General features: G+C 51.4%; 14 protein-coding genes. 6 read left to right on the forward strand and 8 right to left on the reverse strand.

Going from position 1 to position 11,653, the window contains the following annotated elements:
* On the forward strand, positions 1-366 hold a 366-nt coding region (locus VFK44_07440), incomplete at its 5' end, for an SRPBCC domain-containing protein (GenBank protein ID HET7628206.1).
* 235 nt (positions 367-601) lie between these two features.
* On the opposite strand, the gene gatB is transcribed toward VFK44_07440, so the two are convergent.
* The 3 genes from gatB to gatC all read right to left on the reverse strand — a co-directional run bounded on the left by gatB (position 602) and on the right by gatC (position 3,918).
* Positions 602-2,038 (reverse strand): Asp-tRNA(Asn)/Glu-tRNA(Gln) amidotransferase subunit GatB, encoded by a 1,437-nt coding sequence (gatB, locus tag VFK44_07445; GenBank protein HET7628207.1) that lies wholly within the window; start codon positions 2,036-2,038, stop codon positions 602-604.
* Positions 2,035-3,504 (reverse strand): Asp-tRNA(Asn)/Glu-tRNA(Gln) amidotransferase subunit GatA, encoded by a 1,470-nt coding sequence (gene gatA / locus VFK44_07450; protein HET7628208.1) that lies wholly within the window; start codon positions 3,502-3,504, stop codon positions 2,035-2,037. Before gatA ends, gatB begins: the two co-directional genes overlap by 4 nt.
* A 123-nt stretch (positions 3,505-3,627) precedes the next feature.
* Positions 3,628-3,918: an Asp-tRNA(Asn)/Glu-tRNA(Gln) amidotransferase subunit GatC gene (gatC, locus tag VFK44_07455; protein ID HET7628209.1), complete on the reverse strand. Its 291-nt coding sequence runs from the start codon at positions 3,916-3,918 to the stop codon at positions 3,628-3,630.
* A gap of 292 nt (positions 3,919-4,210) precedes the next feature.
* Here gatC and VFK44_07460 point away from each other — a divergent pair, with 292 nt between their 5' ends.
* The 4 genes from VFK44_07460 to rarD all read left to right on the forward strand — a co-directional run bounded on the left by VFK44_07460 (position 4,211) and on the right by rarD (position 6,871).
* Positions 4,211-4,483: a hypothetical protein gene (locus tag VFK44_07460; protein HET7628210.1), complete on the forward strand. Its 273-nt coding sequence runs from the start codon at positions 4,211-4,213 to the stop codon at positions 4,481-4,483.
* Positions 4,484-4,855: 372 nt separating this feature from the next.
* Positions 4,856-5,182 carry an antibiotic biosynthesis monooxygenase gene (locus tag VFK44_07465; GenBank protein HET7628211.1) on the forward strand — a complete coding sequence of 109 codons (327 nt, stop codon included), beginning with the start codon at positions 4,856-4,858 and terminating at the stop codon, positions 5,180-5,182.
* A gap of 112 nt (positions 5,183-5,294) precedes the next feature.
* Positions 5,295-5,855 (forward strand): FAD-dependent oxidoreductase, encoded by a 561-nt coding sequence (locus tag VFK44_07470; GenBank protein ID HET7628212.1) that lies wholly within the window; start codon positions 5,295-5,297, stop codon positions 5,853-5,855.
* A gap of 77 nt (positions 5,856-5,932) precedes the next feature.
* On the forward strand, positions 5,933-6,871 hold the full coding sequence (rarD, locus tag VFK44_07475; protein ID HET7628213.1) for an EamA family transporter RarD: 939 nt from the start codon (positions 5,933-5,935) through the stop codon (positions 6,869-6,871).
* Positions 6,872-7,056: 185 nt separating this feature from the next.
* On the opposite strand, the gene VFK44_07480 is transcribed toward rarD, so the two are convergent.
* The 4 genes from VFK44_07480 to VFK44_07495 all read right to left on the reverse strand — a co-directional run bounded on the left by VFK44_07480 (position 7,057) and on the right by VFK44_07495 (position 10,616).
* A complete protein-coding gene (locus tag VFK44_07480; GenBank protein ID HET7628214.1) occupies positions 7,057-7,554 on the reverse strand; it encodes a DoxX family protein in 498 nt (165 codons plus the stop codon).
* Positions 7,555-8,541: 987 nt separating this feature from the next.
* Positions 8,542-9,456 carry an adenine-specific DNA-methyltransferase gene (gene yhdJ, locus VFK44_07485; GenBank protein HET7628215.1) on the reverse strand — a complete coding sequence of 305 codons (915 nt, stop codon included), beginning with the start codon at positions 9,454-9,456 and terminating at the stop codon, positions 8,542-8,544.
* 102 nt (positions 9,457-9,558) lie between these two features.
* Positions 9,559-10,053, reverse strand: coding sequence for a GNAT family N-acetyltransferase (locus tag VFK44_07490; GenBank protein HET7628216.1), 495 nt, complete (start codon positions 10,051-10,053; stop codon positions 9,559-9,561).
* Positions 10,050-10,616 (reverse strand): DNA-3-methyladenine glycosylase I, encoded by a 567-nt coding sequence (locus tag VFK44_07495; protein ID HET7628217.1) that lies wholly within the window; start codon positions 10,614-10,616, stop codon positions 10,050-10,052. Before VFK44_07495 ends, VFK44_07490 begins: the two co-directional genes overlap by 4 nt.
* 122 nt (positions 10,617-10,738) lie before the next feature.
* Between VFK44_07495 and VFK44_07500 the strand changes: the two genes are divergently transcribed.
* Positions 10,739-11,278, forward strand: a complete 540-nt coding sequence (locus VFK44_07500; protein ID HET7628218.1) for a 5'-3'-deoxyribonucleotidase — start codon at positions 10,739-10,741, stop codon at positions 11,276-11,278.
* Between the two features lie 12 nt (positions 11,279-11,290).
* Here the strand turns inward: VFK44_07500 and VFK44_07505 are convergent.
* The coding region (locus tag VFK44_07505) for a hypothetical protein (protein ID HET7628219.1) at positions 11,291-11,653 on the reverse strand (363 nt) is incomplete at its 5' end.

Genomic DNA, 11,653 nt, shown 5'->3' on the forward strand with positions numbered 1-11,653 from the left:
CAATATTTTTTCGGCACTCACATTGCATCCGACTGGCAGGTCGGTTCACAGGTGACGTATTCGCGGAACGGCGAAGTGACTGATTACGGCGAAATCCTGCGCTGCGAGAAGCCGCGCGTGCTGTCCTTCACATGGACGCACACCGGTGACAAAACAGAGCGCAGCGGACCGACGGTGCTGACATTCGAGCTGAAGCCGGTCGAGGGAGCCGTCAGGCTCACGGTGAAGCACGAGAATCTGGCCCCGCAAGACATCGTCGACGATCCCGAGACGTTCGAGGGCTTGAACAACGGCTGGCCGGCAATCTTGAGCAACTTGAAAAGCTTGCTCGAAACCGGCAAGACGATCCCCGCTTTAAGTTTATAAATGGAAAAAATCGTGCACCAGACTCGCTATTTTCCTTAAAACTCCGGGTTTAAGATGGAATCGTGCATGAGGAGCGTTATTTTCTCGAAATCACGCAAAGGCCACCGTGATTCTCACCATCTTCGGAAAATAGCGTTCTCAGTGATCGATTTTTTTAAAAACCCGTTCATTTTTGCAAAATAACGTCTGTCATGATCGATTCCAAAAAAACTCCCCGGCCGGGGAGTTTTTTAAGCTACAATTTATCAATTTCCTCCAAAATGATCTTGTTGACCATTTGCGGATTGCCTTTGCCTTTTGAGGCTTTCATGACTTGCCCGACGAGGAAGCCGAGCGCCCGGTCTTTGCCGTTTTTATAATCAATCATCGACTGTTCGTTCTCTTCGAGAATCGGCATGATGATCTTGCGAAGTTCGCCTTCGTCGGAAATTTGCATTAAGCCTTTCGCTTTTACAAATTCCTCCGGATCCTCGCCTTTTTCAATCAAGGCTTTAAACACTTTCTTCGCGATTTTCGAAGATATCGTGCCTTTCTCAATCAGCTGGATTAGCTTCGCCAATCCTTCCGGCTGCATCGGCACTTCCGTGATCTCTGCGTTTTTCGAATTCAAATATCCGGATACCTCGCCCATCAGCCAGTTAGCGGCTTGCTTCGGATCCGCACCTGCTTTCACCGTTTCATCGAAGAAATCCGAGATCGCTTTCGTTTGCACGAGCACGCTCGCGTCGTATTCCGACAACGTGAACATTTGCATGTAACGCTCGCGACGTGTGTCCGGCAGCTCCGGAATTTCTTCGCGCACGCGCTGCTTCCAATCGTCGTCGATGTGCAGCTTCACGAGGTCCGGTTCCGGGAAGTACCGATAGTCGTCCGATCCTTCTTTCACACGCATGAGAATCGTTTCCTTCGTCGCTTCGTCGAAACGGCGTGTTTCCTGCTCGATGATACCGCCGGTGATGAGTACTTTTTGCTGGCGCTGTTCTTCGAATTCCAAGCCCTTTTGCACGTACGAAAACGAGTTCAAGTTTTTCAACTCGGTTTTCGTGCCAAACTCGTCTTGCCCGTACGGACGAATTGATAAGTTGGCGTCACAGCGCAGCGAACCTTCTTCCATTTTACAGTCCGATACGCCTGTATATTGGATGATCGCCTTCAGCTTCTCAAGATACGCATACGCTTCTTCCGGCGTACGCATGTCCGGTTCGGATACGATTTCAACGAGCGGCGTGCCGACACGGTTGAAGTCAACCAACGAATGATCGCCGTCGTCCGCGTGTGTCAGCTTGCCGGCATCCTCTTCAAGGTGAAGACGGGTGATGCCGATCTTTTTCTTCTTGCCGCCGACCTCAATTTCAATAAAGCCGTTCTCGCCGATCGGCTTGTCAAATTGCGAGATTTGATAAGCTTTCGGGTTGTCCGGATAAAAATAGTTTTTGCGGTCGAACTTCGTGTCCGTCGCGATTTCGCAATTCAACGCCATCGCAGCGCGCATCGCGAAATCGACGGCCTGCCGATTCATCACCGGGAGCACCCCGGGATGGCCGAGACAGATCGGGCATGTGTGCGTATTCGGCGGGGCGCCGAATTCAGTCGAACAGCCGCAGAAAATTTTTGATTCCGTCTTTAATTCCACATGGACTTCGAGCCCGATGATCGTTTCAAAGTTGTTCATCGTCCCACTCCTTCCAAGGACGGTCTTAACTGATGATGCTCCGTCGCCTGCTCGAACGCATGCGCGACGCGATACACCGTGCTTTCGTCAAACGCTTTTCCGATGATTTGCAAACCGACCGGCAAGCCGTCAGCCAAACCGCACGGTACAGAAATCGCCGGTACGCCGGCCAAGTTCACCGGAATCGTCAAAATGTCATTCGCATACATCGTCAGCGGATCGTCGATCTTCTCGCCGATCTTAAACGCCGGCGTCGGTGTTGTCGGCCCGAGAATGACATCGTAGTTTTCAAACACATCTTCGAAGTCTTTCTTGATCAACGTGCGCACCTTTTGCGCTTTTTTATAATACGCATCGTAATATCCGGAGCTGAGCGCAAAAGTGCCGAGCATGATCCGGCGCTTCACTTCGTCTCCGAAACCTTCGCTGCGCGTTTTTTTATACATTTCAATCAAATTGTCCGCCTCTTTGCGAACTCCGTACCGTACGCCGTCAAAGCGCGCCAAGTTCGCCGACGCTTCCGACGACGCCAGCAAATAATACGTCGCCACCGCATACTTCGAATGCGGCAGGGACACTTCTTCCCATGTCGCTCCGAGCGCTTCCAACTGCTTCAGCGCTTCCTCGACGCGCGCCTTCACTTCCGGCTGCACGCCTTCGCCCAAATACTCCTCCGGCACCGCGATCTTCAAGCCCTTCACATCGCCCGTCAACGCCGACAAGTAGTCATCGACGTCCACGTCCGCCGACGTCGAATCCATCTTGTCGTGACCGGCGATCGCTTGCAGCAAGTACGCGTTGTCCTCCACCGAATTCGTGATCGGGCCGATCTGATCGAGCGAAGAAGCAAACGCAATCAGCCCGAACCGCGACACGCGCCCGTACGTCGGCTTCATGCCGACGACGCCGCAAAACGCGGCCGGCTGGCGGATCGATCCGCCCGTATCCGACCCTAGCGCGAACGGCACTTCGCCCGCCGCTACCGCGGCGGCCGAGCCTCCGCTCGATCCGCCCGGCACGTAATCCGTGTTCCACGGATTACGGACCGGGCGGAAGCCGGAATTTTCATTGGACGAGCCCATCGCGAACTCGTCCATATTCAATTTCCCGATCGTCACCGTTTCCGCGTCCCGAAGCTTCTCCACGACGGTCGCATCGTGCATCGGCTCAAAATTCGCCAGCAACTGGCTCCCTGCGGTCGTCTTCAAGCCTTTCGTGACGATGTTGTCTTTCAAGCCAATCGGCACGCCGTACAACAGCCCGTGTTCACGGTCTGTGCCGCGGTGATCGTCCAGTTTCTTCGCGGCTGCGCGCGCTTTTTCTTCGTCCAGCGTCAGGAATGCCTGAATCTCGCCGTCGACTTCGCTGATTCTTTTATAAGAAGCGTCGACGAGGTCAGCCGCCGACAGTTCTTTTTTATGCAGCAACCGGTGCAATTCCGGCACTTTTTTATCAAACAAAGACATGGAATCCCTCCTTAGACTCACTTTGTTCATTGCGTCTGGATTAAGTTTACGACCGCGTGGTCCAACGCAGTCTTCGGGCGACCGTACAGCCCTCCAACTTCGAGCGTGTACCCCGTACAAATTTTATTCGAGGACCGACGGAACTTTCACCTGGCCGTCCTGTTGATCCGGCGCATTTTTCAGTGCCTCTTCACGCGTCAACCATACTCTTGACTCGTCTTCGCGCAATATGTTGCTCAATTCGAGCACATGCGTCGTCGGTTCAACGTTTTCTGTATCCAATTCGTTCAATTGCTCCGCAAATTCGATAATATCGTCCAGCTGCTTCGTGAACCTTTCAAGCTCTTCTTCGCCGAAAGACAAACGAGCGAGATGGGCGACATGTTCCACGTCTTGTTTATTCAAACGGGTCATCTTTTCACCTCCGAAAAGTCGTCTCTGCAATACTCCTATGATACCAAATCTAGCGCAGGACGGGCAAACTTGCGAAGCAAATCCACGAGGTGGAATAACTTCGATGGTGTCCGTGTCTATGCATGAAACACTTTTCGCGCGACTGCATGAGCGAAATTTCCGACTTGGCTTTCATTCATGGCCGTCACGTGTTTTTTGGCCGTTTCCGAGACAATTTCAACTGCAATTCGCTTCATATGACACACATTTTGATTTTTCCCGCCTGCTCATCGTGAGGAACTTCGGTAAAATTATGAGTTATCCACAGATTCCGTATGCGATTGGGGCGAAAATGACGGGGATTGGAGCGAAAAGGGGGTTCATTTGCGCCAAAACGGCATCGATTGGAGCGAAAACCGCATCGATTGGAGCAAAACAAAACATGCACGATTCTTGCCCGCGCGCCAAGCATTGGCGGCTATTGCGGTGTTGTGAAGCAGAGGACGTCCAGAGGGCGATCAACCCCGAGTTTCCGATTGGTGCCATGCTAGCTGGATCGCCGGCCGTCGATATCACGCCTCGATGACACGATTTTCTTCCCGGAAACGTGTCATTTGCGGAGATTTTCTGCTTTTTGGTTGTTATTTTCGCGGATGCCGCTTGGCAAAACACGACAGGAAAGGGCTGGGAAGGAGTTATCCACAGACTTAAGCGTTGATTGGGGCGAAAATGACGTTGATTGGAGCGAAAATCGATGCAATTGGAGCGAAAACCCGTTGCTTTGGAGCGAAACGACCGTCCTTTGGAGGATGTCCCGAAATGCGCCGGCCGCGCCCTAGCATTCGTGCCCCATGCCCCGGTGCGGCCCCCAGTTGAAGCAGTCGTCGCCGCAATTTTATAAAAAAATTGATATAGTTACAGCAGGAACCTCGATTCGACCGAAAAAGGATGGATGAAAATGGACGAACGCGCCTGCACGCCCGAGCCCCCGTATTATGCGGTGATCTTCAGCTCGCAAAGAACCGAAGGCGATAACGGCTACGGCAAAATGTCAGAAAAAATGACGAGGCTGGCAGCCAAACAACCGGGATTTCTCGGCATCGAAAGTGCACGGGACGACGATCTAGGCATTACCGTTTCCTACTGGGAGTCTTTAGACGCGATTCAAGCTTGGAAAAAACATGCCGCCCATCAATTCGCCCAGCAAAAAGGGAAAGACGAGTGGTATAAAAATTACACGGTGCGCATTTGTAAGGTGGAAAGAGATTACGCGTTTGAGAAATAAACAAGGCATCATCACGGATGCGGTGCCCGCTTCGATTGGCGAGCAAAATTCCTCAACAATTTCGTCAAGTGTGGTACCCTATTCATAAACCATTGTTCACGGAGGTGTTTCGATGTACGACATTCTCATTGTTGGCGGCGGTCCAGCAGGTCAGAGCGCAGCGATTTTCACCGCCAAGGCAGGCAAGAAAACGTTGATTCTTGATGACGCAAAGGGCCTCACCCAGCGCGCATGGGTGCGCAACCATTACGGAGTGCAAGACGCCAAAGGCGGCGACCTCGTCGAAGAAGGACATAAGCAAACGGAACAGTTCGGCGCGGAAGTGAAAAAGGCGACCGTGACGAACATCGTCAAAGAAGGCGACACGTTCAAAGCCGAAACGAAAGACGGCGATACTTACGAAGCGTCCTACGTGATCTTGACGACGGGCGCCAATCAAAAATTGGCGGAAACGATCGGGCTTGAGACGAAGGACGGCGTCGAGCCGTATGTGAAAAAAGTGGTCGTCACGGACGAAGAAGGACGGACGAGCACGAAAGGCATTTGGGCCGCAGGCACCGCCGGAGGGGTGAGCGTGCATACGATCATCACGAGCGGCGACGGCGCAAGAGTGGCGGTCAATTTGCTGAGCGAGCTGAAAGGCGAGCGGCACGTCGACCACGATTCTTTGTAATAAAAAAAAATTCGGCGGCCCGCCCCCGGAGGGGGTGGGTCGTTCGTGTAGATTGAGGAATGGGCGGGGGAGTGGAAATGAGAACACCGGAAGAAAGCGAACTGCGGCTCGGGGGATGGGCGGCCTTCGGGGCCTATTTTCTTTGGGGCATCTTACCGATTTATTGGAAATGGATCACTGGTGCGACGGCGGAGGAAATTCTCGCGCACCGGATCATTTGGTCTTTTGTGTTCATGCTGCTCGTCTTGGGCGTCATGAAAAAGATGACCCTTCTCAAGAAAGACTTTACGTTTTTGCGAAAAAATCGCACGAAGATGGCGATTATGATTTCCGCCTCGCTCGTCATCACCGTGAACTGGTACATGTTCATCTGGGCGGTCGACCACGATCACGTCGTGCAAGCGAGCCTCGGCTACTACATCAACCCGCTCGTCAGTGTCCTGCTCGGTATCGTTTTTCTGAAGGAAAAACTTTCGCTCCTGCAGATCGTGTCTTTCCTATTGGCGACGGTCGGCGTGCTCATCATGACCTTTCATGCAGGCACATTTCCATGGATTTCGCTCATCCTCGCCTTCAGCTTCGGCACGTACGGCCTGCTGAAGAAAAAGGTGCACGTGCGCGCCATGACCGGCCTCACGATCGAAACCGCCTTCATCACCCCTGCGGCGCTGCTCTATTTGCTCGCGTTCAACACGTCACCCGACCGCCTGCTCCCGCTCGGCGACGTCCGCTTGCTGCTGCTCTTGCTCGGCACCGGCATCGTTACCGCCGTGCCGCTGTTGTTGTTCGCCGCCGGCGCGAACCGCATTTCGCTGGCGATGATCGGCTTCCTGCAATACATCGCGCCTACAATCATGCTGTTCATCGGCACGCTCGTCTACGACGAGCCGTTTAACGCAGACGACCTCGCGGCCTTTGTAATGATCTGGATTTCGCTCGTGCTTTTCACCGGGTCGCGTACGAAAAGATTGCAGCGCCTCGAACATAAAATCATCGGCAAGCATCTTGCCCATTGAAAAACGACCGGATCCCCGGCCGTTTTTTATTTCGGCTATGTTCACTCACAAATTCATCAACGGGGCCGTAACAAGCCGGCCGCGACAAACCTCCATCACCTCCATCTGTCTCTTTCAGTCGTCCCCCACTTCTCGGTCGGCTTGCTTTCCTCCCCAAGTAAGGAGGCTTTACTTTTCCTGAATGATCACGCCGTCAACGACCTTGATTTCCCCGTCCGTTTTCGGAAATACTCGATCACCCAACGGTCGAATCCGATCTTTCCTGCGTTCCATCCGGCAGTGATCAAGAAGATGCCGAGTAATGCCATCAACGGATTGATCCCTGCTGAACCGGAAAACATATAGGCAAAGTTCATGACGACGCCGAAAAATGCAGCGGCGCTCGTAAAGAGTCCGAAAATCAAGCCGATACCGACGAGAAACTCTGCCCATGGAATGAGCACATTAAATACTTCGACATTCGGCAGGACAACAGCTTCCAACGCTTCTCCCCACCACGGCTGTACGGCCGGATGCTCGCCAGAAACTTTTTTGACGGCGCCGCGAAGAAATCCACTTGCATCGAAACCGCCGCTTGCGAGTTTGCTCCATCCCGCATGAAACCACTTCCATCCAAGGAACAAACGAATGCCGGCCAACAAAAGAGACGAATACTTATTTTCTTGCAGAAACTTCGAAACCATCGAAGAACTCCTTTCGTGATAGTTGATATTGAGAATCATTATCACTACATAGGATATAAAATTTTCGCTCCGAATACAACCCTGTTAAGAAAAAAAAGCCGCTGGCTTCGTTGAGAATGCGGAAAATCAAGGCTAAGATGAACTTACGCACGGGATCGCTGCGTTGAGCAAGGTGTGGGAAACCATTGGAGGGACCTGATTACGATGAGTGATTTCGTTTGGAAAGCATTGACCGAGTACAGTTCAAACGCAGAAACCATAGACAAAGCGCCGCTGATTCAATATCTTGTGAAGAGACGGCGTCCGTGAAAGCTTCCAGCAACACCCGCGGTTGTTGAAAGCGGCGATTATGAAACGTACGAAGGAATGATGTTCAAAGATGCCTCTTCGCGGCAAAGCCAGATACCGTTCGGTAACAAACTGCACAACCACGCCTTGAACTGCCGGTGCAACGAAGAATTCCGCAAGTATTTTTTCCCCGATAACAAGCGAACTCCCGATCAAACGAGACTCGGCGACGCGCAAATGCCGAACAAACGGAAAGCTTCTATACCGCATCTATCAAAAAACAGCCGGTCATGTTATATAAAACCGGCAGAACGAATGGCAACGACGGCGGAATTCCGACTACGTTTGTCGTCAATTTGTCGGTGGCACCGACAATTTCCGATCGTCGTTATCTCTCCGCTGCCCCCCGTTCATTCATTTGAAAAGGGTTTTCACGGTCGAAGTGCTGGAATCGCTCATGAGAGTCGCTATATTGAACAAATCTGTCGGTTTTAACGATGATCGCTCATAGGGAGCGCTATTTCCGCCGAAATCCCGGAAATCACTACGAGGACCGGGCGGTTTTTGAAAATAACGCTTCTCATGAGCATTTCCATCTAAAAACCGGGCATATTAGGAAAATAGCGAATCTGATGCACGATTTTAACAATACATGAGATTTTCGGTCCACCGAAAATGTTTGACTCGCAAAATTGTATTTTAACAACCTTTTGAGTCCGCTTCTTGTTTTTCATTTTCGGTTTCGGCATGGTCTTTTTTGGATTTGTTTTTCGTTTTCCGGCTTTTGTCTTTGATCAAGGGTTCCCCTTGATATTGCCTCGCGATGCCCGTTCTCCGCAAGCCAATTTTAAAATAATCTTCATGCATATCGATGCCGACGGCTTTCCTGCTGTTTCTCACCGCGACCGCCGAAGTGGTGAACGACCCCGCGAACGGATCAAGCACGACGTCCCCTTCATTGCTTGAGGCCAAGATAATGCGCTCCAACAACGCCTCCGGCTTTTGAGTCGGATGATTCTCGTATTCGTCCATTTTATAGCGGACCCGCGGAAAATCCCACACGTTTCCCGGCACTTTTTGTGTATTGTACGGCTGCGGAGGCGTTTTGCGATAGTCGATCAGCTTTCTTGACGCTCCGGTTTTCGCTTCTACCAAAATGGCTTCGTGATTAAATGTAAATTCGTTCTTCGCGCTTTTGTTCGCCATCAAAATCGGTTCGTAAAGGGAACCGAAGTTTTTCTTCGACTGCACCCCCGAACTGTCATAAGTCCAAACAATCCGTGATAAGACGTTGTAATGTTCATTGATGTAAATATCCAAATGCGGCATATGCTGGGTCGCCGTCATTAAGTAAAAAGTTCCGTTCGGCTTTAGGACGCGGAAGCACTCGTCAATCCATGATTTGCACCACTCGACGTATTCGTTGAGGTTCTTCCATTGATCTTTGTTGTTCCCAAAATCTTTCCCGAGATTGTAAGGAGGGTCAGCAAAAATCAAATCCACCGACTCGCTTTTCATCTTCTTCAGCACGGCAAGGCAATTCCCTTGGGCGGCAAAACTGTCTTCGTTCGCCATGTGGAGAAAATCGGTTTCGGCAAAAATTTCGTCCCACACGTTGGATGTCCCCTTTTCCATTTGACTGCTCGATTATTTTACACCCTTCGACGTTTCCTTACATGACTTGGAGGGACGATTCGGCCGAAAATGCGGCAAGGGTTATTCCAATGTAAGCTGATAGAAACACACATCCTGCCACTCGCCGAATTTCCAGCCGACTTCCTTAAAGCATCCGACTTTTTCGAAGCCAAGCTTACGGTGTAACGCCGCGCTCGGAAGACTGTCATTCGAAATGCCGGCGACGATGACGTGATAGCCGAGTGTCTTGGCCGCACCCAACAGCTCCAGCATCAGCCGTTCCGCCAAGCCGCGCCCCTGATAATCTTTATGAACATACACCGAAGATTCCGCGGTCCCGGCGTAAGCCGGCCACCCGCGAAACACGGATAAATAGCTGTATCCGGCAATCGTGCCGTCGTCGTCGACCGCAACGAGGAACGGATGTCGATCGTCAAATGCGTCGAACCAAGCCCGTCGTTCCTCAACCGTCTGCGGCTCGAGATCAAAAGTCGCCGTCGAATGTTGGACGACTTCGTTATAAATCGCCAATATGCCCGGTAAATCCGCCGCTCGCGCGGTGCGGATCTCGATCATTTCAGCTCCTCGTGTCGAAAGCATCGGACGAGATGGTCATTGACCATTCCAGTCGACTGCATGTAGGCATAACAAATCGTCGAACCGACGAATTTGAAGCCGCGCTTCTTCAAGTCTTTGCTCATCGCGTCCGACTCCGGCGTCGTTGTCGGCACTTCATCATGCGACTGCCAATGATTGACGATTGGCTGACCGCCGACAAATTGCCATATGTAATCGGCAAATGAGCCGAATTCTTTTTGCACCTCGAGAAAATATTGCGCGTTCGTCACCGCCGAACGAACCTTTAACTTGTTTCGGATGATGCCCGTATCTTGCAGCAACGTCGCAATTTTATCCTCGTCATAACGGGCCACCATTTCAGGATCAAACCCGTCAAACGCCCTTCGGTACCCGTCACGGCGATGTAAAATCGTTGACCAGCTCAAGCCGGCTTGTGCCCCTTCAAGAATAAGCATTTCGAACAATTGCCGGTCGTCGTGAAGCGGGACGCCCCATTGATGGTCATGGTACGCCACCATATCGGGATCGCTTCCCGCCCAATCACACCTTGAAACCATCATTCTGCCTCCGTTCAAATGAGAAAGTTTGTTCCCCTAAAGTGTAACCGAAAATGCCCTCCGCTGTCATCATACATTTGTGCTAAACTTATAAGAAAACAGATCGACAGGGAGTGGAGAATCGAATGAGAAGCAGGATTGCCGTCGACATGGATGAAGTCATGGCCGATGCGTTAGCGAAACATCTCGCATTGATCAATGAGGATTACGACGATTCCTTGACGCCGGAAGACTTGATGGGGAAAAAAATCGCTCATGCACGGCCGCATTTGAAAAAAGAAATCAAAGCGTATTACGACGACGAAAACTTCTTTCGCGACCTTGAGGTCATCGGCGACAGCCAACAAGTGCTCGAAGAACTGAACGAGCATTACGAAATCTTCATTGCCACCGCCGCGATGGAAGTCCCAGCTTCCTTCGCCGCCAAGTATGACTGGCTGCGCGAACATTTTCCGTTCCTTTGCGAACAAAATTTTGTGTTTTGCGGCGATAAAAGCATCATCAATGCCGATTACTTGATCGACGACAACGTGAAAAACTTCAAGAGGTTCCGCGGCCAAGGAATTTTGTTTACCGCTCCGCACAACGTGCACGAAACCGGCTACGTTCGTGTCGACAACTGGCAGGACGTCCGCGAATTCTTTCTAACAAAAGCCGTTGACTGAACAAAAAGACCCTTAGCCGGGTCTTTTTTGCCATTTCGCCGCTAATTCTTTCTCATTTACGTAAAAATCTCGGATGGAAGCGACCGCATAAGACGCCGCTCCATCCGTGTCCGCCAAACGGCAGTCGTCATAAATAATCCCGATGTTCAACGCATTTCCTTCTGTCGCCGCCGACAATTTTTCATACAATTTGTCTCGTTTTTCGTCAATCGATCGTTCTACCGAAAAACGCCCGGCGAAACTGTCCCACCAAACCTTGAAGGCTTCATGTGTGTTTTGAAAATCGCGTACCCCCTCGTCGCCTGCAGCAAATAAACTTTTACAATACGCATCCTGCTCATTATGGAACGTCTTCACATCGTTACCCGGATGCTC

The organism is Bacillales bacterium, assembly GCA_035700025.1.
Taxonomy (GTDB): Bacteria; Bacillota; Bacilli; order Bacillales; family DASSOY01; genus DASSOY01.